The sequence below is a fragment of the Streptomyces antibioticus genome, assembly GCF_002019855.1.
Taxonomy (GTDB): Bacteria; Actinomycetota; Actinomycetes; order Streptomycetales; family Streptomycetaceae; genus Streptomyces; species Streptomyces antibioticus_B.
On record NZ_CM007717.1, the window covers coordinates 972,923 to 999,030 of the forward strand.

Genomic DNA, 26,108 nt, shown 5'->3' on the forward strand with positions numbered 1-26,108 from the left:
CTCCGTCCCCCACGGGAAGGAGCACCTCCGTGCTGCGTGTCGCCGTGGTCGGATCCGGCCCCAGCGGGGTCTACACCGCCCAGTGCCTGGTCCAGCAGGATCCCGAGGTGCGCGTCGATGTCCTGGACCGGCTGCCGTGCCCGTACGGCCTGGTCCGGTACGGCGTCGCCCCGGACCACGAGAAGATCAAGTCGCTCCAGCGGAACCTGCGGACCGTGCTGGAGCACGAGCGCGTGCGCTTCCTGGGCGGCGTCCCGGTCGGGGCGGGCGGGGTGGGCGTCGACCGGCTGCGCGAGCTGTACCACGCGGTCGTGTACTGCGTGGGCGCCTCCGCCGACCGGCGGCTCGGCATCCCCGGCGAGGAGCTGCCGGGCAGTTGGTCGGCGACGGAGTTCGTGTCCTGGTACAGCGCCCATCCGGACACGGTCACCGACGGTTTCGTGCGGGGCGCCCGGTCGGCCGTGGTGATCGGCGTGGGGAACGTCGCGGTGGACGTCACCCGGATCCTGGCCCGCGGCGTGGCCGAGCTGAGCCCGACGGACATGCCCGAGGGGGCGCTGACCGCGCTGGCCGCGAGCGAGATCACGGAGATCAGCATGGTGGGCCGGCGCGGCCCCTCCCAGGCCCGCTTCACCACCAAGGAACTGCGGGAGCTGGGCGCGCTGCCGGACACCGACGTGATCGTGGACGAGGCGGAACTCGCGCTGGATCCGGCGTACCGCGACCCGTCCGGGCTGCCGCCCGCGCAGCGCCGTAACGTCGAGGTCCTGCGCGCCTGGACGGCCCTTCCCGACCGGGGCGCACGGCGGCGGATCAGGCTGCGGTTCTTCCTGCGGCCGGTCGAACTCCTCGCGGACGGCGGCCGGGTGGGCGCCGTGCGGTTCGAGCGGACCGCGCCGGACGGACACGGCGGGGTGACCGGGACCGGCCGATTCGAGGTGATCGAGGCGCAGTTGGTGCTGCGGTCCGTGGGCTACCTCGGAGTGCCGCTGGACGGACTGCCGTTCGACGCGGAGCGGGGCACGGTGCCGCAGCGGGACGGCAGGGTGCTGCGCGAGGGCGCGGTGGCGCCCGGCGAGTACGTGGCGGGCTGGATCAAGCGCGGCCCGACCGGGGTCATCGGCACCAACCGGCCGTGCGCGAAGGAGACGGTGGCCTCGCTCCTCGCCGACGCTCCCGCCCTCGCCTCCCGGGCGGTGCCCGGCGACGCGCTCCCGCTGCTGCGGGAGGCCGGGGTGGAGCCGGTCGGGTGGGACGGCTGGCTGGCGATCGAGCGGGCCGAGGCGGCGCTCGGAGCCTCTCTGGGGCGGGGCGTGGTGAAGCTGCCGGACTGGGCGGCCCTGTGGGCGGCCGCGGGTCGCTGAACGATACACACATCGGCAACACCGGCGAAATCAACAATCTGTTCAACAGTCGTACGGTCTCGTGCTGTCCGGATTCCGCCCCCGCGCTGGAGTGCCCATGACCACGAACCCGCCCACGTCCGCCGCCATCTCATCCACATCCACTGCTGCCGTTCATCCCGTCGACGAGGTGCCTCCCGTACGGCAGTTGGCCGCGTTCGGGCTTCAGCATGTGCTCGCGATGTACGCGGGCGCGGTGGCCGTGCCGCTGATCGTCGGCGGCGCGATGAAGCTGTCGGCGGCCGACCTGGCGTATCTGATCACCGCCGACCTGCTGGTGTGCGGCATAGCGACGCTGATCCAGTGCGTCGGCTTCTGGCGGTTCGGGGTACGGCTGCCGATCATGCAGGGCTGTACGTTCGCCGCCGTGTCCCCGATGGTGCTGATCGGGACGACGGGCGGCGGACTCCCCGCGATCTACGGCTCGGTGATCGTGGCGGGCCTCGCGATCGTGCTCCTGGCCCCCGTGTTCGGCCGGCTGCTGCGCTTCTTCCCGCCGCTGGTCACCGGCACGGTGATCCTGATCATCGGTCTCTCGCTGCTGCCGGTCGCGGGCAACTGGGCGGCCGGCGGAGTGGGTTCGGCGGACTTCGGGGCGCCGAAGAACCTGGCGCTCGCCGCGTTCGTGCTGGCGGTGGTGCTCGGTGTGCAGCGGTTCGCGCCGGAGTTCCTGAGCCGGATCGCGGTGCTGGCCGGTATCGCGGTGGGGCTCGCGGTCGCGGTGCCGTTCGGGTTCACGGACTTCGGCGGGGTCGGTGACGCCGACTGGCTCGGGGTCAGCACGCCGTTCCACTTCGGCGCGCCCACGTTCGAGGTCTCGGCCGTCGTCTCGATGCTGGTGGTGGCGCTGGTGACGATGACCGAGACGACCGGTGACCTGATCGCGGTGGGCGAGATGACCGACCGCAAGGTGGAGCGGCGCTCGCTCGCGGACGGCCTGCGCGCCGACGGTCTCTCCACCGTCCTGGGCGGGGTGTTCAACACCTTCCCCTACACGGCGTACGCGCAGAACGTGGGCCTGGTCGGCATGACCCGGGTGCGCAGCCGCTGGGTGGTCGCGGCGGCCGGCGGCATGCTCGTGGTGCTCGGGCTGCTGCCGAAGCTGGGCGCGGTGGTGGCGGCGGTCCCGGCGCCGGTGCTCGGCGGTGCGGGGCTGGTGATGTTCGGGACGGTCGCGGCGAGCGGGCTGCGCACGCTGGCCGAGGTCGACTTCAAGGGCAACCACAATCTGACGGTGGTGGCCGTCTCGGTCGCGATGGGCGTCCTGCCGGTGGGGGTGCCGACGGTGTACGCGCGGTTCCCGGACTGGTTCCAGACGGTGATGAACAGCGGGATCAGCGCGGGCTGCGTGACCGCGATCGTGCTGAACCTCGTCTTCAACCACCTTCCCCGGAAGGGTCGTTCGGCCGAGGAGCCGCTTTCTGCGGGAGGCGTTGACTAGAAAGCGCTTACCCTCTACGTTCCGTTCAACAGTGTGACCGAGCCGCTCGACGAGATCCCCCAAAGGCCGCACTGCATCAGCAGGCTGTTCAGAGTGCCGTACATCGTTCAGGTACGCGCACACCCCGCCCTCTCACCCCCACCACAGAAGGAACGGGACATGACTTCTGCGACACGACCACGCGCCCGAAGGCGCGCACTGACCGGCTCGCTGGCCGCGGCCGGTATCACCGTTGGCATGCTCATGGCCAGCGGTGGCCTGACTCCGGCGAGCGCGGCCACCTGGCCCAGCGCGAGCGGCAGCCAGGCCGTCTCCTCGACCATCTCGGTCTCCGGCACCAAGGACTACGGGATGATCCGCCTCTACGGCACCGGCGACCTGGGCAGCGGCAGCCAGGACGAGGACCAGGGGCCGATCCTGGAACTGGCGGCCGGTGCCGTCGTCAAGAACGTCATCCTCGGCGCGCCCGCCGCCGACGGCATCCACTGCAAGGGCAGTTGTACGCTCCAGAACGTCTGGTGGGAGGACGTCGGCGAGGACGCCGCCACCTTCCGCGGCTCCTCGTCGTCCAACGTCTACACCGTCTCCGGCGGCGGGGCGCGGTCGGCCAGCGACAAGGTGTTCCAGTTCAACGGCGCCGGCACGCTCAACGTCTCCAACTTCGCGGTGCAGAGCTTCGGCACCTTCGTCCGCTCCTGCGGCAACTGCTCGACGCAGTACAAGCGGACGATCAACCTCGACACCGTCGAGGCGACCTACTCGGGCAGCAAGTTGGTCGGCATCAACACCAACTACGGCGACAGCACGACCCTGAAGAAGATCACCATCGTCGGCGACAGCAGCAAGAAGATCGTGCCGTGCCAGAAGTACATCGGGAACAACACGGGTAAGGAGCCGTCCACCAACGGCTCGGGCGCGGACGGGACTTACTGCAAGTACACGTCCTCGGACATCACCTACAAGTAGGCCCCCGGCCCTCGGTTCTCTCCCCCCACGGTGAAAGCGGCCGTGCGGAGCGCCCGTCAACGGCGCTTCGCACGGCCGCCGTTGCCGTGTGCGCTAGCCGCCGCCGAGGGTCGCGGCGGTGAGGGTGCGCCGGTACTCCTCGTACGCGGCGCGCAGGGCGGGGCCCGGCCAGTCGGCGGGCAGCAGCGCGGCGGGCAGCACGGGGTCGGCGAGCAGATGCCGTACGACCGCGGCGACGGCCGTGAAGCGGTCGGCGGGGTGACGGGCGCGTTCGGCGTGGGTCAGCAGTGCCCTGGCGGTGTCCGCCCAGGCGTCCAGCGGCCACAGGTCCGCCGCCAGCGCGACGGGAGGTCCGGCGGGCTGCGCGGTGAAGTGCCGGAGCACCTCGTCGAGGCCGGCGGGCCAGGGGCGGCCCAGGTTGGCGGGGCGCAGCCAGACGCCCTCACGGAGTTCGGCGAGCCGCAGGGCCGTCAACCGGGCGCGCAGGTCGGCGCGTTCCGCGGGGCCGCGGCCGGTCGCGGTGATCACGGCCATCTCCCAGTCGCCGTCCCACGCGCGCGTGTCGGGGCTCACGGCGTCGTCCTGGCGGCGCTGGCGTTCCAGCAGCCGGTCGCTGAGCCGGTAGACGCCGTCCGCGCGCCGCAGATCACCGGCCGCGACCATCCGGCTGAGCGCCGCGCGGACCGTCGAGCCGCCGATGCCGAAGGGCTCCACCCCGCGCACCAGGTCCTTCGCCGGCAGCTCGGGCGGGTGCGTGCCGAGCAGCAGGCTGAGCACCACGGACCGCGCGGACAGCGGCCGAAGGTCGACCGCGCCGGGTTCCGCCGAGACGTTCATGCGCATGGGCACGAACTGTACGTCGCCCTGTACGCCCCCCATGATGTTGCACTATTGCTACAGCCGCAGGAAAAGTGCAACATGAGGGGTATGACCTCGACCTCGGTGCAGTCCCCCGCGCGGTCCTTCGCGCAGCCCTCGTCGTCCGCGACGCACGACGTGACCAATCAGGCGCCGCCCCTCGCTCCCTACGACGCCTCCGCCGACACCGCGCTGCTGGAAGGGCTGCGGCGGGAGGGGGCCGGGTGGGCGGAGGCAGACGTCCGCCGGATCGGGCTGCTGGCCGGCGGTGCCGAGGCGCAGGAGTGGGGCGAGCTGGCGAACCGGCACGAGCCGGTGCTGCGCACCCACGACCGCTACGGCCACCGGATCGACGAGGTCGACTTCCACCCGAGCTGGCACGAGCTGATGCGGGTCGCCGTCGCCGAGGGGCTGGCCGGGGCGCCCTGGGCCGACGACCGGCCCGGCGCGCACGTGGCCCGGACGGCGGGCGGGCTGGTGTGGGGCCACAGCGAGGCCGGGCACGGCTGCCCCACGTCGATGACGTACGCGGCCGTCCCCGCGCTGCGCCGCGAGCCCGATCTGGCCAAGGTCTACGAGCCGCTGCTGACCAGCCGGGAGTACGACCCGGGGCTGCGGGAGCCGACGTCGAAGCGCGGGCTGCTCGCCGGGATGGGGATGACGGAGAAGCAGGGCGGCTCCGACGTCCGGACGAACACCACGGCGGCCACGCCGACGGCCGAGCCCGGCGTGTACACCCTGCGCGGGCACAAGTGGTTCACCTCGGCGCCGATGTGCGACGTGTTCCTGGTGCTGGCGCAGGCGCCCGGCGGGCTGTCCTGCTTCCTCGTGCCGCGGGTGCTGCCGGACGGCACCCGCAACACGTTCCGTGTCCAGCGGCTGAAGGACAAGCTCGGCAACCGTTCCAACGCGTCCTCCGAGCCGGAGTTCGACGGCACGGTGGCCTGGCTGGTGGGGCCCGAGGGGCAGGGCGTGAAGACCATCATCGAGATGGTCAACTGCACGCGTCTGGACTGCGTGATGTCATCGGCGACGCTGATGCGCAAGACGCTCGTCGAGGCGGGGCACCATGTCCGGCACCGGGGCGCGTTCGGGGCGCTGCTGATGGACCAGCCGCTGATGCGCAACGTCCTGGCCGACCTGGCGCTGGAGTCGGAGGCGGCGACCACGCTCACGCTGCGGCTGGCCGGGGCCGCGGACCGCGCGGTGCGGGGGGACGCGGGCGAGCAGGCGTTCCGGCGGATCGCGACCGCCGTCGGCAAGTACTGGGTGACCAAGCGGGGTCCCGCCTTCACCGCGGAGGCCCTGGAGTGCCTGGGCGGCAACGGGTACGTCGAGGACTCGGGCATGCCCCGGCACTACCGCGAGGCACCGCTGCTGTCGATCTGGGAGGGCTCGGGCAACGTCAACGCGCTCGACGTGCTGCGCGCCCTGACCCGCGATCCGGCCACCGCGGACGCCCTCTTCGCCGAACTCGCCCTCGCCGAGGGGGCGGACGCCCGCCTCGACTCGGCGGTGACCCGCCTGCGGACCCTGCTCGGCGAGGCGACACCGGCCGGCGCGCGCCGCCTGGTGGAACAGATGGCCCTCACCCTCCAGGCGTCCCTCCTGGTCCGCCACGCCCCGCCGGCCGTGGCCGACGCCTTCTGCGCGACCCGGCTCTCCGGCGACTGGGGACACGCCTTCGGGACGCTGCCGGGCGGGGCGGACGTGGACGGGATTCTGGAGCGGAGCCTGGGCCTCTGAGAGCTTGAGCGTCCGAGGGGTGGGCGCCCCGGCCTCACCCCATCCGCCGCCCCCACACCGCCTCGAACTCGGCCCAGTCCGTGTCCCACTGTCCGATGCGGCGGCGTTCGAGGCGGCCGCGGAGGTAGTGGCCGGCCGCGAAGGGGAAGCCGGCCGCGCCGGTGCCGGCGAGGCAGCCGACCAGGACGGCGCGCAGGCGGGCCTGGGACGGGGTGACCGGTTCGGTGACCAGGCGGCCGCGGCCGTCCGTCCAGAGGGTGACCGCGGTGCCCGCGGGGCTGCCGGAGGCGACGCGGACCTGGCCGGTGTGGGCGGAGCCGTCCGGGCCGGTCCAGGCGACCTCGGCCCACACGTGGTCGCCCCTGGTGGAGCCGGCCGTGGGCTTGCCGGGCGCCTGTCCGGTCAGCCGGCCCACCAGCGGGCGCCACTCGACGCGTTCCCGGGCCAGGCTCCGTTCGACGGCCCCGGTGGCCGCCCATCCCGCCAGCGCCCCGACGAGGAGGGTCAGCGTCCACGCGCCGAGCACGACCCACGCCTCCACCGTGTCGGCGCGGCGCTTGAGCGGGTTGCGCCGCCACCGCCACCACCACACCTTCCGACCGCGGAACGCCATCGAGCGCTTCCTCCTCATGGACATGCGAACCCCCAGGACCGTCCTCCCTTACGGCGCGGGCGGTCCGGCTGCTCACGTCGGCCGCCGTCGCCGTCGCGACCTGCGGCGATGACGTTCCCGGAGGTGACTGTCAGTGGTGGGGTGCAGACTGGCCGGTGTCTGGGACAAGGACGTCGCGGAGGTGATCGGCATGACCGAGGTACTGCTCGCCGTGGGCACCCGAAAGGGCCTGTTCGTCGGGCGTCGGCGCGGTGGCACCTGGGAGTTCGACGACTCCCCCTGTTTCAACGCGCAGGCGATCTACTCGATCGCCATCGACACCAGAGGCGAGCGCCCGCGGCTGCTGGCGGGCGGTGACAGCGCGCACTGGGGCCCGTCGGTGTTCCACTCCGACGACCTCGGCCGCACCTGGACCGAACCGGCCGCACCGGCCGTCAAGTTCCCGCAGGACACCGGGGCCTCGCTGGAGCGGGTCTGGCAGTTGCACCCGGCGGCCGCCGAGCCCGACGTGGTGTACGCGGGCACGGAACCGGCAGCGCTGTACCGCTCCGAGGACCGCGGCGAGTCCTTCGAACTGGTCCGCCCGCTGTGGGAGCATCCGACGCGCTCGCGGTGGGTGCCGGGCGGCGGCGGTGAGGGCCTGCACACCGTCCTCACCGACACGCGCGACCCGCGCGCGGTGACCGTGGCGGTGTCGACGGCCGGGGTGTTCCGCACGGCCGACGCCGGGGCGAGCTGGGAGCCGTCCAACTCCGGTGTCTCCGCGGTGTTCCTGCCCGATCCGAACCCGGAGTTCGGCCAGTGCGTGCACAAGGTCGCCCGGGACGCGGTGAACCCGGACCGTCTGTATCTCCAGAACCACTGGGGCGTGTACCGCAGCGACGACGCGGGCGCGCACTGGACCGACATCGGCGAGGGCCTGCCGTCCACCTTCGGCTTCGCGATCGCCGCGCACCCGAGCCGGGCCGACACGGCGTACGTCTTCCCGATCAACGCGGACGCGGACCGCGTGCCCGCCGGCCACCGCTGCCGGGTGTTCCGCACCTCGGACGCGGGCGGGAGCTGGGAGCCGCTCACGGCGGGCCTGCCGCAGGAGGACCACTACGGCACGGTGCTGCGCGACGCGCTGACGACGGACGACGGGGACCCGGCGGGCGTGTACTTCGGCAACCGCAACGGCGAGGTGTTCGCCTCGGCCGACGACGGCGACACCTGGCGGCAGCTCCTCTCCCATCTGCCGGACGTGCTGTGCGTACGGGCGGCGGTGATCGACTGAGCCGGCCCGCGGGGCGCGTCGGTCACCCAGTACGGTGTCAGGACCTGTGCCGTGACGGGCGGTCCGGCCGACCGAGGAGTGACATGACCGCGTTCGACAGTCCCGCCGACTCGCCCTGGATACGGCGGTACGCGCCCGCGCCCGACGCGCCGGTCCGGCTGGTGTGTCTGCCGCACGCGGGCGGCTCGGCGGCCTTCTACTCCGGGCTGGCCAGGTCGCTGAGCCCCGCTGTCGACACCCTCGCGGTGCAGTACCCGGGCCGCCTGGACCGGCGGAACGAGCCGCTGATCAAGGACATGACGGAGCTGGCCGACCGGGTGGTCACCGAGCTGCTGCCCTGGACCGACCGCGGGTTCGCGCTGTTCGGGCACAGCCTGGGCGCGATGCTCGGCTTCGAGGTGGCCCGGCGGCTGGAGGCGAAGGGCCGTCCGCCGCTGGCCCTGTTCGTCTCCGGGCGCAACGCGCCGTCCCGGCACCGGCCGGAGTCCGCCCATCTGCTGGACGACCGGGCGCTCATCGAGCAGGTGAAGGAGCTGGGCGGCACCGACCCGCAGCTCTTCGAGTACGAGGAGCTGGTGCGTCTCGCGCTGCCGGTGATCCGCGCGGACTACGAGGCGGTGGCCGGCTACCGCTTCGAGCCGGGACCGCCGTTGAGCTGCCCGGTGACCACGCTGAACGGCACGGACGACCCCAAGGTGTCGCCGCGGGACACCGACGCCTGGCGCGACCACACCACCGGCGCCTTCGACGCGGTCGTCCTCCCCGGCCGGCACTTCTACCTCGTGGACCGGCACGCGGAGGTCACCGCCGCCCTCGCACACCGGCTGGCGGCGCTGACCGGTGAGCGCCTGTAGCGCCCACCCCGCGGCACCGCGCGCCGGATGTGGTCTACGGCAGGCGCCAGTCCACCGGCTGCGCGCCCTGGCGGACCAGGAGGTCGTTGGCCCGGCTGAAGGGGCGGGAGCCGAAGAAGCCCCGGTCCGCCGACATCGGCGACGGGTGCGCGGACTCGATCGCCGGGAGGTCGCCGAGGAGCGGGCGCAGATTGCGCGCGTCCCGGCCCCACAGGATGGACACCAGCGGCTTCCCGCGCGCGGCGAGGGCGCGGATGGCCTGTTCGGTGACCTCTTCCCAGCCCTTCCCGCGGTGCGAGTTCGGCTTGCGCGGGGCCACGGTGAGCGATCTGTTGAGCAGCAGCACGCCCTGCTGCGTCCAGGGCGTCAGATCGCCGTTGGACGGCTGGGGCACGCCCAGGTCGGTGGTGAGTTCCCGGTAGATGTTGATGAGGCTGCCGGGCAGATTCCGCACCTCGGGCGAGACCGCGAAGCTCAGTCCGATGGCCATGCCGGGGGTGGGGTAGGGGTCCTGTCCGACGATCAGGACGCGGACGTCGTCGAAGGGTTGCTGAAAAGCCCGCAGGACGTTCGCCCCCGAGGGGAGGTACGTCCGGCCGGCCGCTATCTCGGCCCGGAGGAAGTCCCCCATGCTCGCGACGCGTTCGGTCACGGGTTCGAGGGCCTTGGCCCAGCCTGCTTCGACGAGTTCGTTCAAAGGTCGAGGTGCCACGAGACGTCACTCTAGTGGCAGGCACTGACACCGGACGCGGGCCGCCGAGGAAGATCGAAAGGGAACGAACCAGAAGCGAACCGAAACGGCCGAAAACCGCTGCACGGCGAAGGAACGGAGCCGCCCCCATGACCGATCCGAAGGACTTCACCGACACCACGAGGCCCGCCCACGGCTTCCTCGCCGTCGACTCCGGCGGCTCCGGGCTGCGCGTGGCGGTCGGTGCCGTCGGCGGGGGCGCGCCGGCCGTGCGGGCGTCCGGGGTTCCGGTGCGGACCGGCGAGCGGGGGATCGATCCCGACGACCTGATGAGCCGCCTCGTGCCCCTGGTGCGCGCCCTCGCGGCAGAGACCGGCGTCGAGCGGCCCGCCACGGCCGTCGTGGGCGCGGCGGGGCTCGCCACCCTGGGCGACGGACTGCGCGCCGTGCTGCCGGGCGCCCTGGCGCGGGAGTTCGGGGTCCGGACGACCGCGCTGGCCGCCGATGCCGTCACCGCGTACGTGGGCGCCCTCGGGGTGCGGCCGGGTGCCGTGGTCGCCGCGGGCACCGGACTCGTCGCGATCGGCACGGATCTGACGGCCTGGCACCGGGCCGACGGCTGGGGTCATCTGCTGGGCGACTGCGGTGGCGGCGCCTGGATCGGACGGGCGGGTCTGGAGGCGGCGCTGCGCGCGTACGACGGCCGGGCCGGCGGGTCGGCGCGGCTGCTGGCGTCCGCCGAGCGGCAGTTCGGCCCGCCGCAGGGTCTGCCGGGGCACGTCTACCCGCGTCCGGACCGTCCGGCGGTCCTCGCCTCCTTCGCGCCCCGGGTCGCGCAGTGCGCGGCCGAGGGGGACCCGGTGGCGGTGGGGGTGCTGCGCGCGGCGGCCCGGCATCTGGCCGAGTCGGCGGCGGCCGTCTGCCCGGCGGACGGGGAGGCCGTCGTCGCCCTCACCGGGGGCCTGACGGGACTGGGCGACCCGCTGCTCGTCCCGGTGGCGGAGGAGTTCGCCCGGCTGCTGCCGCGGGCGCGCCGGGTGCCCGCCGAGGGCGATCCGCTGCACGGCGCGGTGCGGATGGCCGTCGGACTGGCCGCGGGGCCGGTCGGTCTGCCGGTGGACGGAACGCTGTTCTCCGTGGTGAGAGGCGTGCAGGCGGATTCGGGGCGCGACGCGTAGCCGTACACGCCCACCCGAAAGGGGGATTGCTCCCTTCGAGGGCAAGTCACCCGGAAAACACGCTGATCACTTCTGATCCGCACGTAACTCATCAGACAAAACCGGACGGATCCCGCTCACCTGCACCCTCCCCGAACAGGGGAGCCCAGGAAACAAGTAACATGCGGCGCCATGAGCTCCCCCACTGGGCCCTCGTCCGGCCTGCCCGTACGAATGCCGCGTCCCCGCCAGCCCGGGCGGCACCGCCGACCCGAGCCGCTGGCAGCTCCCGAGGGCGCGCCCGCGCTCGTCCTCGCGGTGCCCGGCACGCCGAGTGCCGCCACCCGCGGCCTCGCCGAGGAGATCGTGAGCATCGCTCGCTCCGAGCTGCCCGGTCTCGACGCGCGCATCGGTTACCTGGACGGGGACGACGCCGATTTCCCCACGCTCCAGAACGTCCTGTCGTACACCGCCGAGGAGCGCACCGCCCGCTACGAGCAGGCCCGCGCCGCCGGTCTGGACGCCAAGGAGCCCGACGGCCCGGTCGCCGTCGTCGTGCCGCTGCTGGCCGGCCCCGACGGTTCGCTGCTGCGGCAGGTGCGCCAGGCCGTCATGGAGAGCAAGGTCGCGGCCGACCTGGCCGATGTGCTGGGCCCGCACCCGCTGCTCGCCGAGGGTCTGCACGTGCGGCTCTCCGAGGCCGGTCTGGCCCGCGCGGACCGCGCCCGGCTGTTCACCGTGGCGACGGCCGCGGACGGCATCGTGCTGGCCACCGTGGGCGGCGAGGAGGCCGTGCAGGCGGCCGGGATCACCGGCATGCTGCTCGCCGCGCGCCTGGCCGTGCCGGTGATGGCGGCGGCCCTCGACGAGGAGGGTTCCATCGCCTCCGTCGCCGAGCAGCTCCGCTCCTCCGGCTCGCAGCAGCTCGCGCTGGCGCCGTACCTGATCGGCCCGGAGATCGACGCGTCGCTGATCGCGGCGGCGGCCGAGGAGGCCGGCTGTGCCGCGGCGGAGGCCCTCGGCCCCTACCCGGCGATCGGCAAGCTGGCGCTGGCCAAGTACACGTCCGCCCTCGGTATCGCCCCGCCGCAGCCCCAGGGCGCCCCGGCGCGCTGACACCTGCCACCACCGAACAGCCCCCGCACGACGCGAAAGGGCCCGCCCCGAGGGGCGGGCCCTTCGCTGTGCCGGGTCCTTCGCGCGGGCCGGGCGCCTCGTCAGCCGAGGACCACGCAGGAGGCGGCCGGGACGGCGACGCTGCCCGCGAGGCGCGGGAGGCCGGTGGCCGGGTCGAGGGAGAACCAGGTGACGTCACCGGAGCGCTCGTTGGCGACGTACAGGAAGGCGCCCTGGGCGTCGAGGGTGATGTCGCGGGGCCAGTCGCCCTCGCACGGCACCGTGCCGACCAGCCGCAGCGCCTCTCCCCCGGCCTCCACGGCGAACACCGACAGCACGTCCTCGCCGCGCGTCGCGGTCCACACGAACCGGCCGTCGGGCGCCACGGCGATGCCCGACGGATAGGCGTCCCCCTCGGGCGCGCCCGGCAGGACGGCGGTCTCCGCCAGCGGCTTCAGGGAGCCCTCCGGGGCGTCCCAGCGGCAGACGGTGACGGTCGGGGTGAGTTCGTTGACGACGTACGCGTACCCGCCGCCGGGGTGGAAGGCGAGGTGGCGCGGCCCGGAGCCGGGGCGCAGCGCGTGCTCGCGGTGCACGGTGAGGCCGCCGTCGCGCAGCGCGCACACCCGCACCGAGTCGGTGCCGAGGTCCACGCTCACCGCCCAGCGTCCGCTCGGGTCGGGCTGCACCTGGTGGGCGTGCGGCCGCTGCTGGAAGCGGGGGTGCGGACCGGAGCCGGTGTGGCGCAGCACCCCGGACGCGGCGCGGGCGAGGGTGCCGTCGGGGCGCACGGGTACGGCGCTGACGCTGCCCGAGCCGTAGTTCGCGGTCAGGACGTGCCCGTCGAAGACGCTGAGGTGCGTGGGACCGCTGCCGTCGACCGGGACGGGCGTGCCGGCGGGTTCGGGGACGTCGCCGTCGACGCGGTACGCGGCCACGGCGCCCTCGGTGGTCTCGCTGACCGCGTACAGGGTGTCGCCGACCGTCGAGAGGGCCAGGTAGGAGGGGTCGGGCAGGCCGTTGAGGCTGCTCAGGACGGTGAGCGCGCCGCTGTCCCGGTCCACGGCGGCGGTCACGATGCCGGGGCCGCCGGCCGCCGTGAAGGAACCGATGAACGCCCGCCGTCCCCGTCCGCCGAGGTCTGCCACCACTGTCCCCTCTCGGTCCGTCCTGTCCGGGGCTGACGGTAGCAGTCGATCAGCCGCGGTCTAGACCAGATCGGGTCATGCGGCGGACCTGCTCGCGCGGGGTTTCGACGCGCCGGAAGGGCCCGCGGACGCGGTGGCGCGACCGCGTCACCGGGCGTGCCGGGTGACGCGGTCGGCGGAGTGCCCGCGTGGGTGACTCAGACGCGCGCCGGGACGCGGCCCGAGCTGCTCAGCGGGACGGCCAGTTGGAGGAGGGCCTGTTCCAGGGCGTGCAGGTGGAGGAGCACCGGCTCGGTCTCCGTGCTGTCGGACGACTGCGGGTCGGCGCGCCGTACGCCCGACGGCGGGGCGGTGAGCGCCTCGACGGCCGCCTCCACGCGCCAGCAGGCGGCGGCGAGACGGGCGTCGTGCGAGGCCACGGGGTCGGCGGCGACGGAGGCGAGGCCGCGCACCTCGCGCGCGCAGTCGTCGAGCAGGGCGAGGACGTGCCGGGCGCGCGCCTTGCGGGCCTTCATCGGGGCCAGCGGATGCACCAGCGGCGCCAGGGACAGCCGTACCCGGGCGAGGATCTGCTCCAGCTCGGCCACGCGCGCGGCCGGGTCCGCCGTGGGGGAGCCCGCGAGCCGGGCGGCCGCCTCGGCGGTGCAGGCGTGGACGCAGCGCAGGGCGCGTTCCACCCAGGCGTCGGTCACGGCGTGCGTGGTCACCGGCAGCACCAGCAGGACGGCGAGCACGGCGCCCAGCGCCCCCACGGCCGTCTCGGTCGCCCGCAGGGCGAGCAGGGCGGGGTCGAGCAGGCCGAGGAGGCCGTAGAGCATGCTGGCCATGACCGTGACGGCCAGCATCATCCAGGTGTAGGAGACGGCCGCGGTGTAGAAGATGCCGAAGACGCTGACCGCGACGATCACGGCGGTCGCCACCGGTTCCCCGTGCAGGGGCACGGCCACGAGCAGGCCCAGGACGATCCCGATGACCGTTCCGAGGAACCTGCGGAAGCCCCGTACGAGCGTCTCGCCGCGCGAGGTCGTGTTCACGAAGACCCACCAGGTGGCGCCCACGGCCCAGTACCAGCGCTGGTCGGACAGCGCCTGCCCGGCGGCCAGGGCGAACGCCGCACCCACGGTCGCCTGGACCGCCTGCCGGGTGGTGATCCGCGCCAGCCCGGTCCCGCCCGTGGGTACGGCGACGGCCACCGGCGCGGGCAGCGTCCGCTCGTAGCACCACAGCCCGAACCGCACCGCCGACGACGCGGCCAGCGACAGCAGCACGGCCGCGTACAGCTCCGGGAGCTGGCCCGGGACCGTGTGCAGGAACTGCGCCGCGAAGTAGGTCATGAACGCGAACACCCCGAGGGAGTGACCGCGCGGCCCCCACCGCCGGGCGTACACCCCGGCGCCCACGACGGCGAGGAACGCCAGGTCACGGGCGACGGGCAGCTCGTGCAGCACGGCCGCGAGCGCGAGCACGGGCAGTCCGACGACCGGCAGGAACGCCGTGGTCACGGCCTGGCCGCGCACGGTCGGGTCGGTCACGGTGAACAGGGCGAGCAGCGCGGCCAGGCCACCGGTGATGGTGGCGGCCAGCGAGTGCCCGGCCAGGCCGCACAGCACGACGGCGAGGCCGATGCCGAGCACCGCCCGGGACGCGAAGCGCAGTCGCACGCGCCCCGGGTCCGGCGCGATGAACGCCCTCTTCAGCAAGTTGCCCCGCCCTTCCGCACCACGGCATGAGAAAGGCGCCGCGGGGTCCGCAGCGCCATTGACGCGTCTATCTCAACACCTGGACGGATGATGGTTCAAATGCCCTCGCGATCGCTGGACCAATGGCCCAGGCGAAACGGTCGTGCGATGGCCGTCCGCGGGCCAACGGACCAGCCGACGGACCCCCGCGTCGGATGCGCCGCCTTAGAGTCGTTGACGATCACCACGACACCGATCACACACGGACACGAGGAGGGCGGGCGCATGGCCGTCGACGAACTCGACACCCGCATCCTGCGACTGCTGCTGGAGCAGCCGCGCACCAGCGTGCGGGAGTACGCCCGGGTCCTCGGGGTCGCGCGCGGCACCCTCCAGGCCCGGCTCGACCGGCTGGAGCGCAACGGAGTCATCACCGGTACGGCTCCCGCCCTCTCCCCCGCCGCGCTCGGCCACCCGGTGCTCGCGTTCGTGCACATCGAGGTCACCCAGGGCCATCTCGACGACGTGGGTGACGCGCTGGCCGCCGTACCGGAGATCGTGGAGGCGTTCTCGATCACCGGCGGGGGCGATCTCCTCACCCGGGTCGTGGCGCGCGACAACGCCCATCTGGAGGACGTGATCCAGAAGCTGATCAGCCTGCCGGGCGTGGTCCGCACCCGGACGGAGGTGGCCCTGCGGGAGCGGGTGCCGCACCGGCTGCTGCCGCTGGTGGAGTCGATCGGGCGGACCGCCGCCGGCCGGTAGCAGGGGCCGCTCGCTACGAGCGGCGCCGGGGCTTGCCGCCGCCCGTACCGCGCCGGGCGCCACCGCCCTTGGGGCCGCCGCCGGACCTGGTGCCACCGGTCTTGGCGCCACCGGCCCGCGTACCCCCGGACCTGGTGCCCCCGGCCTTGGCGCCACCGCTCCTCCCGGCCGCGCCGCTCTTCGCAGCGCCGCCCTTGGCGCCCGCCGTGCGCCCGCGACCCCCGCCGTCCCCCTCCCGCTGCTCCGCCGGGGTCTGCCGGCCGCGGGTGCTGTTGACCGTGCGGCCGCGGACGATGCCGATGAAGTCCTCGACCCGGTCGGTGGTCGCCTCCTCCGGCCAGGACAGCGCGATGCTCGACTGCGGGGCGTCCACGACCGTGCGATAGGTGAGGTCACGACGGTGGTGGAGACGGGCCAGCGACTGCGGGACGACCAGGACGCCGATGTTCGCCGCGACGAGTTCGACGGCGTCCGCCGTGGTCGCCGGGCGCTCGAAGGCGGGTTCGCCGGGCGGCTCCGCCCAGCCGATGACGTCGTCGAGGGGGTGCAGAACCACCTCGTCGGCGAGGTCGTCCAGGGTGATCTCCTCGGCCGCGGTGATCACATGGTCCTTGGGGACCACGACGACCGTCGTCTCCGTGTAGAGGGGGATCGCGCTGAACACCGTACGGTCGACCGGGAGGCGGACGAAGGCCGCGTCGGCCGAGCCGTCGCGCAGGGCGTCGGCGGCCTCGGCCGGGGTGACCTGGAGCAGGGTGAGCGGGATGCCGGGCAGGCGTTCCTCCCAGATCCGCACCCACTTGGCGGGCGTCACTCCGGGGACGTACGCGAGCCGGAACGAGGGGGAATCCGCCGAGTCGGTCATCCCGCCAGGCTACCGGCTGTGGTCGGAGGTCCCGCCGACGGCCGATACCCTGGACCGTATGAAGTCGCACGCCACCGCCCAGACGATGAAGCCCGCCACCGCGGCGAAGAAGCTGGGTGTGTACCTCCCCGCCACGCCCGCCGAGTTCCAGGAGGGCGTGGTCTCGCGCGCCGAGCTGAACGAGCTCCAGGTGAACCCGCCCGAGTGGCTGCGGGCCCTGCGCGAGACCGGCCCGCACCCCCGTCCGGTGGTCGCGGCCAAGCTGGGCGTGTCCATCGCGGGCCTGGCCCGGGGCGGGGTGACGGAGGCGCTGACCACCGAGCAGATCGACGCGCTCAAGGACGCCGCGCCGGAGTGGCTCACGAAGGAGCGGGCGACGCAGGCCGAGGTCCGCAAGGAGACCGCCCGCATCAAGAAGCGCGACGCGGAGCGCGCGGCCGCCGAGGACTGAGTCCCGCTCCGGAGGCCCTGCTCACCGCGCGGCGCGCCGCGGCACCGCGACGCTGAGGGCGTTCGCGCAGACGACGGCCCCGATCGCCGCCCAGTCGACGAGTCCGAGCCGCTGGCCGAGGCCGACCCGGCCGACCAGCGCCGCCAGCACCGGGTTGACGCTCATGAACAGCCCGAAGGCGGCCGGGGGCACGCTGCGCAGAGTGACCAGGTCGGCGAGGTAGGGCACCGCGGAGGACAGCACCCCGGCGGCGACGGCGTAGCCGACGGCCGCCGCGGTGGGCGGTTCCCGCACCACCACGGCCAGCCCGACCGGCAGGAACGCCAGCGCCGAGACCGCCGCGGCCGCCGCCGGACCCTGCACTCCGGGCAGCCGGCGGCCGACGGTCCGGTTGAGCAGGATGTACGACGCCCAGCACCCGGCCGCCAGCAGCCCGAGGCCCATGCCCAGGTAGTCGGTGGAGGGCTGAGGGCGCATCAGCGTGACGGCGCCCGCCCCGGCGATCACCGCGCAGCAGGCGTCGATACCGCGGCGCGCGGCGGCCAGCGCGATGGCCAGCGGGCCGAGGAACTCCAGGGTGACGGCCAGCCCGAGGCCGATCCGGTCGACGGCGGTGTAGAGGGACAGGTTCATGGTCCCGAACACCAGGGCGAGCAGCAGGACCGGGCCCCACTGGCGGCGGGTGAAGGACCAGGGGCGGGGGCGGGCGACGGCGCACAGGACGACCGCGGCCACGTACTGGCGGACCGCGACGACCCCCGTGGGGCCGAGGACCGGGAAGGCGAGGGAACCGATCGCGGCGCCCGTCTGGTTGGACAGCCCGCTGCCGGCCATGGTGGCGATCCCGACGGCGCGCCGACGCTCCGACGAAGGGACGGTGGGCGCGGGAACGGCGGCAGCGGAGGTCACGACCGGGATGCTCCACCCCGCGCGGCCTTGCGCAAAATGCATGCACGGCGCCATCTATACGCTGGACGCATGGATGCTCCGGGTACGGCGAGCACGGCCGTGGAACTGCGCCAGCTCCGCTGTCTGGTGGCGATCGTCGACGAGGGCGGTTTCACCGACGCCGCCGCCGTGCTCGGCGTCTCCCAGGCGGCCGTCTCCCGCACCCTGGCCGCGCTCGAACAGGCTCTGGGTGTACGGCTGTTGCGGCGGACCTCGCGGGTGGTGACGCCGACCGCGACGGGGCTGCGGGTCGTGGCGCACGCGCGCCGGGTGCTCGGCGAGGTGGACACGCTGGTGCGGGAGGCCGCCTCGGGGCACACCCGGTTGCGGATCGGATACGCGTGGTCGGCGCTCGACCGGCACACGCTCGCCTTCCAGCGCCGGTGGGCGGCCGAACGCCCGGAGACGGAGCTTCAGCTCGTGCGGGTGAACTCCGCGAGCGCCGGACTCGCCGAGGGCGCCTGCGACATGGCGGTGGTGCGCCGGGCGCCGGCCGACCGGCGGTTCGGCTCGGCGATCGTGGGCCTGGAACGGCGGCTGTGCGCGCTCGCCTCCGACGATCCGCTGGCCCGGCGCCGCTCGGTGCGGCTCGCCGACCTCGGCGGGCGCACCCTGCTGATCGACCGCAGGACCGGGACGACCACCCTCGACCTGTGGCCGCCGGACGCGCGGCCCGCCACCGAGGAGACGCACGACGTCGACGACTGGCTCACCGTCATCGCCACGGGCCGCGGTGTCGGGGTGACCGCCGAGTCGACGGCCCACCAGTACCCGCGGCCCGGGGTCGTCTACCGGCCGGTGCGGGACGCCGAGCCCGTCGCCGTCCGTCTGCTGTGGTGGCGCGACGACCCGCACCCGGCCGTCCAGGACGTGCTGGAACTGCTCACCGGGCTGTACCGGGAGGGGTGACACTCGGGAGCGGTCAGGGGGGAAGGCGGAGGAGTCGCCCTCGCGCGGCCGGTTTGACTACGATCGGCACAGGTTCACCGACGTGGGTGTTTCGAGGTTGCTGGGGGTTGGGATGGTTGCCGGTCGTGTGGTGCGCTTCGACAGTCAGCGTGGTTACGGGTTCATCGCGCCCGACGACGGCGGGGAGGATGTCTTCCTGCACGTCAACGACATGCTGATGCCCGAGTCGCAGGTGCGGCGGGGCATCGTGGTGGAGTTCGAGATCGAGGACGGCGAGCGGGGCCCGAAGGCGTCCGGTGTGCGGCTCGCGCGCGGGGCGGACGGCAAGCCGCTGGCCGCCGACGACGACGTGCTGTGCGATGTGCTCAGCACGGAGGAGTTCACCCGGGACGTCACGGAGGCGCTGCTGTCGGCGGCGCCCTCGCTCACGGGCGAGCAGATCGTCCAGGTGCGCGGCGGGCTGGCGCAGTTCGCCAAGAACCACGGCTGGGTCGAGGGCTGACCTCGCCGCGCGGCAGTGACGCCACGGCGGCCGTGCGCCGGGGAGGCCCGCTTCCTCTGGGCACGGCCGCGCGCTGCCGTTAGGGTGCCCGGATGGCAGCGATCTTCCGCACCCTGACCGCGGGGTACGTCGGCCCGCGCACCGCGAGCACGGTGAGTCTCGTACGCGACGGCGACACGGTCGTCGTCGTGGATCCCGGCATGGTCGCGGACCGGTCGCTGATCCTCGACCCGCTGGCCGCCGAGGGGGTGGCACCGGACCGGGTGACCGACGTGGTGTTCAGCCACCACCACCCCGACCACACGCTCAACGCCGCGCTGTTCCCGGCCGCCAGGTTCCACGACCACTGGGCGGTCTACCAGGACGACCTGTGGACCGACCGGCCCGCCGACGGCTTCCGGCTGTCGCCGTCGATCCGGCTGGCGGCCACGCCCGGGCACACGCCGGAGGACATCAGCACACTGGTCGACACCGCCGAGGGCCTGGTCGTGTTCACCCACCTGTGGTGGGACGCGGCGGGCCCGGTGGAGGACCCGTACGCCACGGACCCCGCCGCGCTGCACGCCTCCCGCGCCAGGATCCTGGCCCTCTCCCCCGCCCTGATCGTCCCCGGGCACGGCAGCCCCTTCGCGCCGGACGCGGGGACGCCGGCCTAGCCGGGCCCGCCGTCCCGTCCGTCCCGTCCGTCCGTTGTCAGTGGCCTGATCTACAGTTCCGGTCACTTGATCAGTGCGGGTGCGGGAGGCACACATGGGGTGGGTGTCGGCCGGCGACTACGAAGTCGCCCTCGACGACGGCAAGGTGGTGTGCCGTAACGCGGCCGGGCGGCGGCTGAAGTCCGTGCCGTCCAAGATCGCCGACCATGCCGCGGTGGTGGGGCTGCGGCAGCTCACCGAGTGGCTGGAGCGGCACGAACGGCAGTGCCTGGCCGATGTGGAGCGGTGGATGGTGCGCTCGCTGCCGGTGCCGTTCGCCGTCGTCGTGGGCGTGTGGGCCGACCCGGCCTGGCAGGCCGCCCTGCGCGATCTCGTCGTCACGGGGGCCGACGGCGAAGTGGCCGGATTCCTGCGGGACGCCGACCCCGAGCGCGGTCTCGGCCTGGTCGACCTCGACGGCGACAGCGTGCGCATCACCCCGGACCTCGTCCGGCTGCCGCACCCGGTCCTCCTCGACGACCTGGAGGAACTGCGCGAATTCGCCGCCGAACTCGAGGTGACGCAGCGCGCGCAGCAGCTCTTCCGTGAGGTGTGGCACCGGCCCGCCGCGCTCGACGCCGGGGCCGACTCCGTCGAGGAGTACGCGGGCGGCAGGTTCAAGGAACAGCGGTTCCTGCACGGCCGGGCGTCCCAGCTCGGCTACCGCGTGCGCGGCGGCAACGCCGTCTGCTCCGTCCTGGAGGACGACCGCACCGTCGAGGCCCGTGTCTGGGTCGGCGACTACGAGGGCTACGAGGAGTCCGAGACCGGCCCGCTGGTGTTCACGGACGACGCGGGACGGGTGCTGAAGCTCGGTCAGGTCGGGCCGGTGGCCTGGTCGGAGGGCATGCGCATGGCGGCCGCGCTGTACGCGGGACGCGACATCGAGGACGAGGAGCGGGCGGCATGACCACGTACGACGACACCACGGCCGACCGCCGCACCGCCTACGACGACACCACGGCCGCCGTGCTTCTCGACGCGGGCGCGATCCTGCCCCTCGGCGGCACCGGCCGCGAGGACGCCGACACGCTCACCGTCCGCACGTACACGCATCCGGCGCTGGGCGAGCGGGCCGTCGTCCGGCTGGTGCCGGGCACCCTCGGCGAGGCGGAGGACCTGGCGCTGGACTTCCTCGGCCTGGCCCGCACCCCGGAGACCCCCGAGGTGGGCCAGGTGCGCAAGGAGGCGCTCGGTTTCCCCGCGTGGGCGCTGGTCAACGACCCGGCGAACGGCCATCACGCGCTGGCGCTGGTCCGCGACATCGAGCGGCTGGCGCGGCAGGCCAAGTCCCGGCCCGGGATCGCCAAGGAGGGCTTCGAGGAGCTGGGCACCCGGCTCGGCCGGGCGGTCCCGCACTTCCTGCCCACCTTCTACGAGCAGGCCGCCCGTGTCTTCCTCCAGCACGAGAACACCACGTACGCCGCCGCGTTCTTCGGCAAGGCCCGCGAGGCCGAGCGGGTGCACGCGCTGACGGTGGACGAGGAGCGGCAGCGGGCGGTGTTCCTGGAGTTCGCGTTCGCCGGGGCGCTGACGGTCAAGGCGCTCCGGGAGCACGTCAAGGCGCTGACGGTCCGGCTCGACCCGGCCGCGGCCTGGGCGCAGTTCCGGCAGCTCACGGTGGAGCGCTGCGCGGCCGGGATGCCGCCGTACGCCTCGCTGCCGCAGGACGCGCGCGGGCTGATCAGGGCGACCGGGCTCGACCGGGTCACCGAGGAGTGCGCGCTGGTCGCCGACCTGCTCGCCTCGCCGGCCGCGGTGCGGGCCCCGGCGTCCTTCTGGAACACCTACCGGACAACCCTGGTCGTCCTCGCCGAGCGGCGGCCCGAGGTGCGCCGCCGGCTGCTGGAGATCATGCCGTCCGGACTGGGCCGGACCGTCGAGGACGACGAGTTCTGGCTCGCGCTGCTCACGGAGTGCGGCGCCGACCTGCTGCTCACCGGCGAGGCGGGGGCGGCGGCCGACGGGGTGGACGCCGCGGACTGGCTGAGCCGGTGGGCGCTGCACCGCAAGCACAACGGCAATCTGTGCGGCCGTTCCCCGGCGACGCTCGCGCTGGTGGCGCGGATGGCGCCCCGGCTGCGCGCGCTGGGCCGGCCGGTCGATCTCTTCACGGGCCGCTGGCACGCGGGCGCCGACCTCGACCTGCTCGACCTGTGCGTGGCCGAGGGCGTCCCGCTCGTCCCGCCGCGCGAGAACCAGGTGGTGTTCCTGGGCCTGGACCGCTGGCTGCGCGACTCCCGGCCGGGCCGCCGCGATCTGACGGCCTCGGCGGCGTCCCCGTGGGCCCGGCCCCTGCTGCACGCCGAGATCGGCACCCAGGGCGGGCAGCGGCCGCACCGGGACACCCTGGAGGGCCTGGCCGCCCACCCCGCCCTCGGTGACGTCCTGCGCGCGTGGCTGGAGGAGGCGGCCGGGGAACTGTCCGCCGCCGTCGGACTGCCCGCCGCGCGGGCCGCGCTGGAGCGGCTGCGCCCGTTCCGTTCGGTCGCCCCGCGCGTCGCCCCGGCCGCCGTCGCCCGGGTCGCCGCCCATGACGCGGCCCCGCTGCTCGGGCGCACCCTGCGGGCGGGCATCCCGGACGAGCTGGGCTGGCCGGCGCTGGAGGAGGCGATGCGCCGGATCAAGGCCGAGACCAAGCCCGACCGCGACGAGGGCAGCGCGCCGCACGTCACCGAGGCATGGCCCGCGCTGATCGTCTCCCGCGGGCACAAGGTGTTCGTGGTCGGTCCGACGGAGATCCTGCTCGACCACGACCTGCGACTGCCCGTGACCCCGGACCACCGGCAGCGCCCGGCGTTCCGGTACACGGACGGCCAGCTGCTGGTGATGTGGCGTCAGGGAAACCAGCAGTTCGGCTACTGGTCCGGCCGCCCCGCCGAGGTGTTCCCGCTGGGCGGCGAGCAGCTCCCGCACTACTGGTACGGCCGCGCCGACGCGGGCTCCCCCTCGATCCCGCTGCCCGGCGGCGGCCGCGCCACCGGCGGACGCACCCTGTACGCGGGCGACACCGCCCTGCCCGCCCGCAGGCCCGTGCTGGGCGACGGCACCACCTACTGGCGCCAGGGCAGGCAGGGCCGGCAGCAGATGTGGACGGAGTACGACCCGGCGACCGGCGCCCAAGGGCGGGCCTCGCTGCCCGCGTTCCTGCGGGACGGCGACCGCGCGGACGCGCCGCTGCACCCGGCGCACTGCGAGGTGCTGCCGCTCCAGCCCGGCCTGGAGAACAGCCCGTTCGGCACGGACGGCACGATCCTCGGCCGCTGGGTGAGCGGCGACGACACGCACACGTTCGCCGGGACACCGGACGGCCGGACGGTCACCCTGCCGACGGGCCGGGGCCGCGCCGCGGTCGTCGCGCTGGGCGCGCTGCGGCTGCCCGGCGGCGCCGAGCCCGTGATGGCCGCCACGCACCGGCAGCTCGTCCTGTACGCGGCGGACGACACGTCGGCCGCCGGGGAGCTGGGCGCGGTGACGCCGATGGAGCGCGGCGGCGAGTTCGCGGCGGGTACGCCGTTCGTGCCGCCGGTCGCGTTCTGGCACGCGCTGCGGCCGCGCGACGAGCGGTCGTCGGCCGCGCTGCGCACGCTGACCGACGAGCGGGCGGCCGCCCTGGTGCGCGCCGCCGCCGAGGCCCTGGAGGAGCGGCAGGCGCGGATCGTGGCGGCCCGGAAGGCCACGGCGGGCACGGCCGCACCGGGTACCGGCACCACCACCGGCGCGGGCGCCGAGCCGGCCGTACCGACCGCCGAAGAGGTGCTCCGGGACCTGGTGGCCCGGGAACTGCCCGAGCTGAGCGACCGGCGGCTCGGCGCCGGGGTCGCCTCGCTGCTGCGCGCGGTGCTGCGGCTCGTCCAGTCGACGGCGGACTTCGTCGCGCCGCCGCCGGTCGCGACCCCCCGGACCGAACGCCCCCACACCGACGGCGTGTTCGCCACGTACAAGCCCGAACACGGCGACGACCTGACACTGCGCGAGGCCACCGGCGGGCTCGCCGACCACCGCTACGGCTGGTACGGCGGCCAGGAGCGCTGGAGCGCGCTCCAACAGATCCGGGCCGTCAACCACGTGCTGTCCGGGCACCCGGCCGACGGCAGGCCGCTGGAGCAGCGGTGCCGGGACACCGGCGTCGAGGAGGGCTGGCGCAGCGAGGAGTTCAGGATCCCGGGCATCGCCTCGGTGTGGCCGTCGCTGCTGGACGTGCTGCGGCCGCTGGCCTACCGCGCCGCGTCCCCGACCGTGACCGACGCGCACCGCGAGGCGCTGCTCCTGCTGTGCGAGTCGATCGCGGCGGGGCCCCTGGCGGCGCCCGGGGGCGCGCTGCGCGAGGTCGTGCTGAGCGAGCCGTACGACAGTCGCGGGAAGCCGGAGCGGGTGGGGCAGGTGCTGCGCCGGGCGGGCCGTACGGTCGTCGTGCTCGGCTGCCAGAACCTCGACTCGCGCCATCTGCGGGTGCACTGGCTCGCCCTGGACCACGATCCGTCCGGTGCTTTCGGGGCGGTCGCCCACTTCGCGCTGGAGCGGGAGGCGGCGCATCCGGCGGCGTACCCCGCCGAGGCGCTGACGGCCCTCGTCCGGCTGGTGCGGGACAAGGGCGCGGTGCCCTGGCGGCCGGAGGCGCGGGAGGCGCTCATCGCCGCGTCCGGCGACGGGCTCGGCCCGGTCCAGGCGGCCCTGCTGCTCGCCGGACGCCCGGCCCAGCTCACCGCCGAGGTGAGCGCGGCCACCGGGCTGAAGCCGCGTCAGAAGGAGTTCGGTGACGGTCTGCTGGCCTCCTTGCCGGCCGGGGACTCGGCGGCGCTGGTCGGCGCCCTGCTGCCGGACGATCCGGAGCTGCTGTGGACGGCCGGTCCCGACGTCGACGCGGCCGGCCGGGTGTGGGCCGAGCGGCTCGGCGGGATCGTCCGGCTGCCCGAGGACCTCGTCGCCGACCTGTCCCTCGGCGGGCTGCCCACCGGTTCCGTCGAGGAGGTCCTCAACCCGGGGCGCACCCCGTGGATCAGCCGCACCACCGTCCAGCGGGACCGCGACGGCCATCTGGTCGCGGAGGACCCGAAGGCGCTGCCCGGCCGCTACGACCTGCCCCGCGCCGTCGCGGCCCTGACCCAGCTCGCCTACTCCCTGCCGTACGGCCATCCGCTGCGGGCCCTGCTGCCGGAGGGGCTGGCCGCGCTGCGCCGCCGCGTCGCGGACCCGGGGCTGCTGATCGATCCGGACGTGGCGTTCACGGCGAAGGGGTCGTCGACCGCCGCCGAGCTACGCACCGCGTACGGGCTGCCCGCCACCGGCGGCGCGGACGCGGACGGGACGACCCACGTCGGCGAGGCGTTGGCGCTGCGGCCCTGGTACGGCAGCCAGGAGACCGTCCTGATCCGGCCGGGCGCGCTCGACGGCCCGGACGACCCGGTGTTCGCCCTCCTGGAGGGGCTCGTCGGACCGGCCCGGGGCCAGGGGATGCGAGCCCTGCGGACCCTCCTGGCCGACGAGCTGCCCCGCGCGCTCGCGGCCGGTACCGGGCCCGAGGCCCCCGCCGGGTACGCGCAGGACCCGGCGTTGTCCGTGCCCGAGCTGGTCGCCGAGGTCGCCGGGGAGCACGGGCTGAGCGAGGACGCGGCGGCGCTCTACCTCCAGTTGCTGGCCCTGCCCGATCCGACAGACCGCAACTGCGTCCGCTGGACCGGTTGGCGGCCCGCCCGCGCGAAGAAGGCCCGTGCCGAACTCGCGGCGTCCGCCCTGGTGGTGGAGGCGAAGCGGCCGCGCGCCGGGCGCACCCTGTTCCTGCCGTGCGGTTGGCTGGACCTGAAGGCGCCCATGCTGCCGGTGGAGATCTGGAAGCAGGGCCTCTACCCGGTCGACGGCCACGCGCGCGCCGTTCCGCTCGTGCCGGTGCCCGAGTTGTTCGCCCGCGCCTGGGAGCGGGTCCGGTCCGGCGACGCGCCCGCGTACGAGGAACTGACCACCGCCGCGACCCGCCGGGGGCGCCGCCGATGACGACCGCGCGACCCGTCCGGAATCGGTGCGCTCC

General features: G+C 74.5%; 22 protein-coding genes. 15 read left to right on the forward strand and 7 right to left on the reverse strand.

Annotated elements, in window-relative coordinates:
• Positions 1–29 precede the first annotated feature (29 nt).
• From AFM16_RS04340 to AFM16_RS04350, 3 genes are all read left to right on the forward strand, one after another.
• Complete coding sequence (locus AFM16_RS04340) at positions 30–1,364, forward strand: FAD-dependent oxidoreductase (protein WP_078632484.1); 1,335 nt, start codon at positions 30–32, stop codon at positions 1,362–1,364.
• 97 nt (positions 1,365–1,461) lie between these two features.
• A complete protein-coding gene (locus AFM16_RS04345) occupies positions 1,462–2,844 on the forward strand; it encodes a nucleobase:cation symporter-2 family protein (protein WP_078632486.1) in 1,383 nt (460 codons plus the stop codon).
• 159 nt (positions 2,845–3,003) lie between these two features.
• On the forward strand, positions 3,004–3,810 hold the full coding sequence (locus AFM16_RS04350) for a pectate lyase (RefSeq protein WP_078632488.1): 807 nt from the start codon (positions 3,004–3,006) through the stop codon (positions 3,808–3,810).
• Between the two features lie 93 nt (positions 3,811–3,903).
• Here AFM16_RS04350 and AFM16_RS04355 read toward each other — a convergent pair whose 3' ends face one another.
• Positions 3,904–4,653, reverse strand: a complete 750-nt coding sequence (locus AFM16_RS04355; RefSeq protein WP_078636827.1) for a PaaX family transcriptional regulator C-terminal domain-containing protein — start codon at positions 4,651–4,653, stop codon at positions 3,904–3,906.
• A gap of 84 nt (positions 4,654–4,737) precedes the next feature.
• Here AFM16_RS04355 and AFM16_RS04360 point away from each other — a divergent pair, with 84 nt between their 5' ends.
• Positions 4,738–6,414: an acyl-CoA dehydrogenase family protein gene (locus AFM16_RS04360; protein ID WP_107419019.1), complete on the forward strand. Its 1,677-nt coding sequence runs from the start codon at positions 4,738–4,740 to the stop codon at positions 6,412–6,414.
• A gap of 34 nt (positions 6,415–6,448) precedes the next feature.
• Here the strand turns inward: AFM16_RS04360 and AFM16_RS04365 are convergent, their stop codons facing one another.
• Complete coding sequence (locus AFM16_RS04365) at positions 6,449–7,027, reverse strand: Rv1733c family protein (RefSeq protein WP_078632492.1); 579 nt, start codon at positions 7,025–7,027, stop codon at positions 6,449–6,451.
• A 133-nt stretch (positions 7,028–7,160) separates the two neighbouring features.
• On the opposite strand from AFM16_RS04365, the gene AFM16_RS04370 reads away from it, so the two are divergent.
• Both AFM16_RS04370 and AFM16_RS04375 read left to right on the forward strand, forming a co-directional pair.
• On the forward strand, positions 7,161–8,303 hold the full coding sequence (locus AFM16_RS04370; RefSeq protein ID WP_107419020.1) for a WD40/YVTN/BNR-like repeat-containing protein: 1,143 nt from the start codon (positions 7,161–7,163) through the stop codon (positions 8,301–8,303).
• Positions 8,304–8,386: 83 nt separating this feature from the next.
• A complete protein-coding gene (locus AFM16_RS04375; protein WP_078632494.1) occupies positions 8,387–9,157 on the forward strand; it encodes a thioesterase II family protein in 771 nt (256 codons plus the stop codon).
• Between the two features lie 34 nt (positions 9,158–9,191).
• Here the strand turns inward: AFM16_RS04375 and AFM16_RS04380 are convergent, their stop codons facing one another.
• Complete coding sequence (locus AFM16_RS04380) at positions 9,192–9,869, reverse strand: uracil-DNA glycosylase (protein WP_030786879.1); 678 nt, start codon at positions 9,867–9,869, stop codon at positions 9,192–9,194.
• A gap of 128 nt (positions 9,870–9,997) precedes the next feature.
• On the opposite strand from AFM16_RS04380, the gene AFM16_RS04385 reads away from it, so the two are divergent.
• Positions 9,998–11,026 (forward strand): N-acetylglucosamine kinase, encoded by a 1,029-nt coding sequence (locus tag AFM16_RS04385; protein WP_078632496.1) that lies wholly within the window; start codon positions 9,998–10,000, stop codon positions 11,024–11,026.
• A 171-nt stretch (positions 11,027–11,197) separates the two neighbouring features.
• Positions 11,198–12,121, forward strand: a complete 924-nt coding sequence (locus tag AFM16_RS04390; protein WP_107419021.1) for a sirohydrochlorin chelatase — start codon at positions 11,198–11,200, stop codon at positions 12,119–12,121.
• Between the two features lie 101 nt (positions 12,122–12,222).
• On the opposite strand, the gene AFM16_RS04395 is transcribed toward AFM16_RS04390, so the two are convergent.
• Together AFM16_RS04395 and AFM16_RS04400 are read right to left on the reverse strand one after the other, a co-directional pair.
• The gene (locus tag AFM16_RS04395; RefSeq protein ID WP_078636829.1) at positions 12,223–13,269 is read right to left on the reverse strand and encodes a lactonase family protein; all 1,047 of its coding nucleotides are present in this window, start codon (positions 13,267–13,269) and stop codon (positions 12,223–12,225) included.
• A 197-nt stretch (positions 13,270–13,466) separates the two neighbouring features.
• Positions 13,467–14,969, reverse strand: coding sequence for an FUSC family protein (locus AFM16_RS04400; RefSeq protein WP_078632501.1), 1,503 nt, complete (start codon positions 14,967–14,969; stop codon positions 13,467–13,469).
• A gap of 264 nt (positions 14,970–15,233) precedes the next feature.
• Between AFM16_RS04400 and AFM16_RS04405 the strand changes: the two genes are divergently transcribed.
• Positions 15,234–15,713, forward strand: coding sequence for an Lrp/AsnC family transcriptional regulator (locus AFM16_RS04405; RefSeq protein ID WP_078632503.1), 480 nt, complete (start codon positions 15,234–15,236; stop codon positions 15,711–15,713).
• A gap of 13 nt (positions 15,714–15,726) precedes the next feature.
• Here AFM16_RS04405 and AFM16_RS04410 read toward each other — a convergent pair whose 3' ends face one another.
• Positions 15,727–16,578, reverse strand: a complete 852-nt coding sequence (locus tag AFM16_RS04410; protein WP_078632504.1) for a LysR family substrate-binding domain-containing protein — start codon at positions 16,576–16,578, stop codon at positions 15,727–15,729.
• A 58-nt stretch (positions 16,579–16,636) separates the two neighbouring features.
• Here AFM16_RS04410 and AFM16_RS04415 point away from each other — a divergent pair, with 58 nt between their 5' ends.
• On the forward strand, positions 16,637–17,029 hold the full coding sequence (locus AFM16_RS04415) for a DUF5997 family protein (RefSeq protein WP_078632506.1): 393 nt from the start codon (positions 16,637–16,639) through the stop codon (positions 17,027–17,029).
• A 21-nt stretch (positions 17,030–17,050) separates the two neighbouring features.
• Here AFM16_RS04415 and AFM16_RS04420 read toward each other — a convergent pair whose 3' ends face one another.
• Complete coding sequence (locus tag AFM16_RS04420) at positions 17,051–17,863, reverse strand: EamA family transporter (protein WP_107419022.1); 813 nt, start codon at positions 17,861–17,863, stop codon at positions 17,051–17,053.
• 144 nt (positions 17,864–18,007) lie between these two features.
• Between AFM16_RS04420 and AFM16_RS04425 the strand changes: the two genes are divergently transcribed.
• The 5 genes from AFM16_RS04425 (at position 18,008) to AFM16_RS04445 (ending at position 26,074) form a co-directional block, all read left to right on the forward strand.
• Positions 18,008–18,886 carry a LysR family transcriptional regulator gene (locus AFM16_RS04425; protein WP_078632510.1) on the forward strand — a complete coding sequence of 293 codons (879 nt, stop codon included), beginning with the start codon at positions 18,008–18,010 and terminating at the stop codon, positions 18,884–18,886.
• A gap of 112 nt (positions 18,887–18,998) precedes the next feature.
• Positions 18,999–19,388 (forward strand): cold-shock protein, encoded by a 390-nt coding sequence (locus tag AFM16_RS04430; RefSeq protein WP_030786851.1) that lies wholly within the window; start codon positions 18,999–19,001, stop codon positions 19,386–19,388.
• 92 nt (positions 19,389–19,480) lie between these two features.
• Positions 19,481–20,044, forward strand: a complete 564-nt coding sequence (locus AFM16_RS04435; RefSeq protein WP_030786849.1) for an MBL fold metallo-hydrolase — start codon at positions 19,481–19,483, stop codon at positions 20,042–20,044.
• Between the two features lie 94 nt (positions 20,045–20,138).
• The gene (locus AFM16_RS04440; protein WP_030786846.1) at positions 20,139–20,993 is read left to right on the forward strand and encodes a DUF4132 domain-containing protein; all 855 of its coding nucleotides are present in this window, start codon (positions 20,139–20,141) and stop codon (positions 20,991–20,993) included.
• Positions 20,990–26,074, forward strand: a complete 5,085-nt coding sequence (locus tag AFM16_RS04445; RefSeq protein ID WP_078632512.1) for a hypothetical protein — start codon at positions 20,990–20,992, stop codon at positions 26,072–26,074. The genes AFM16_RS04440 and AFM16_RS04445 overlap by 4 nt, the downstream gene beginning before the upstream one ends.
• Positions 26,075–26,108: the final 34 nt, after the last annotated feature.

Coding starts and splice junctions, on each gene's coding strand:
- AFM16_RS04420 (WP_107419022.1), bottom strand. CDS start 17,863: ATGGCCGGCAGCGGGCTGTCCAACCAGACGGGCGCCGCGATCGGTTCC.
- AFM16_RS04405 (WP_078632503.1), top strand. CDS start 15,234: ATGGCCGTCGACGAACTCGACACCCGCATCCTGCGACTGCTGCTGGAG.
- AFM16_RS04435 (WP_030786849.1), top strand. CDS start 19,481: ATGGCAGCGATCTTCCGCACCCTGACCGCGGGGTACGTCGGCCCGCGC.
- AFM16_RS04430 (WP_030786851.1), top strand. CDS start 18,999: ATGGTTGCCGGTCGTGTGGTGCGCTTCGACAGTCAGCGTGGTTACGGG.
- AFM16_RS04345 (WP_078632486.1), top strand. CDS start 1,462: ATGACCACGAACCCGCCCACGTCCGCCGCCATCTCATCCACATCCACT.
- AFM16_RS04445 (WP_078632512.1), top strand. CDS start 20,990: ATGACCACGTACGACGACACCACGGCCGACCGCCGCACCGCCTACGAC.
- AFM16_RS04375 (WP_078632494.1), top strand. CDS start 8,387: ATGACCGCGTTCGACAGTCCCGCCGACTCGCCCTGGATACGGCGGTAC.
- AFM16_RS04440 (WP_030786846.1), top strand. CDS start 20,139: ATGGGGTGGGTGTCGGCCGGCGACTACGAAGTCGCCCTCGACGACGGC.
- AFM16_RS04425 (WP_078632510.1), top strand. CDS start 18,008: ATGGATGCTCCGGGTACGGCGAGCACGGCCGTGGAACTGCGCCAGCTC.
- AFM16_RS04410 (WP_078632504.1), bottom strand. CDS start 16,578: ATGACCGACTCGGCGGATTCCCCCTCGTTCCGGCTCGCGTACGTCCCC.
- AFM16_RS04415 (WP_078632506.1), top strand. CDS start 16,637: ATGAAGTCGCACGCCACCGCCCAGACGATGAAGCCCGCCACCGCGGCG.
- AFM16_RS04355 (WP_078636827.1), bottom strand. CDS start 4,653: ATGCGCATGAACGTCTCGGCGGAACCCGGCGCGGTCGACCTTCGGCCG.
- AFM16_RS04385 (WP_078632496.1), top strand. CDS start 9,998: ATGACCGATCCGAAGGACTTCACCGACACCACGAGGCCCGCCCACGGC.
- AFM16_RS04390 (WP_107419021.1), top strand. CDS start 11,198: ATGAGCTCCCCCACTGGGCCCTCGTCCGGCCTGCCCGTACGAATGCCG.
- AFM16_RS04365 (WP_078632492.1), bottom strand. CDS start 7,027: ATGGCGTTCCGCGGTCGGAAGGTGTGGTGGTGGCGGTGGCGGCGCAAC.
- AFM16_RS04360 (WP_107419019.1), top strand. CDS start 4,738: ATGACCTCGACCTCGGTGCAGTCCCCCGCGCGGTCCTTCGCGCAGCCC.
- AFM16_RS04350 (WP_078632488.1), top strand. CDS start 3,004: ATGACTTCTGCGACACGACCACGCGCCCGAAGGCGCGCACTGACCGGC.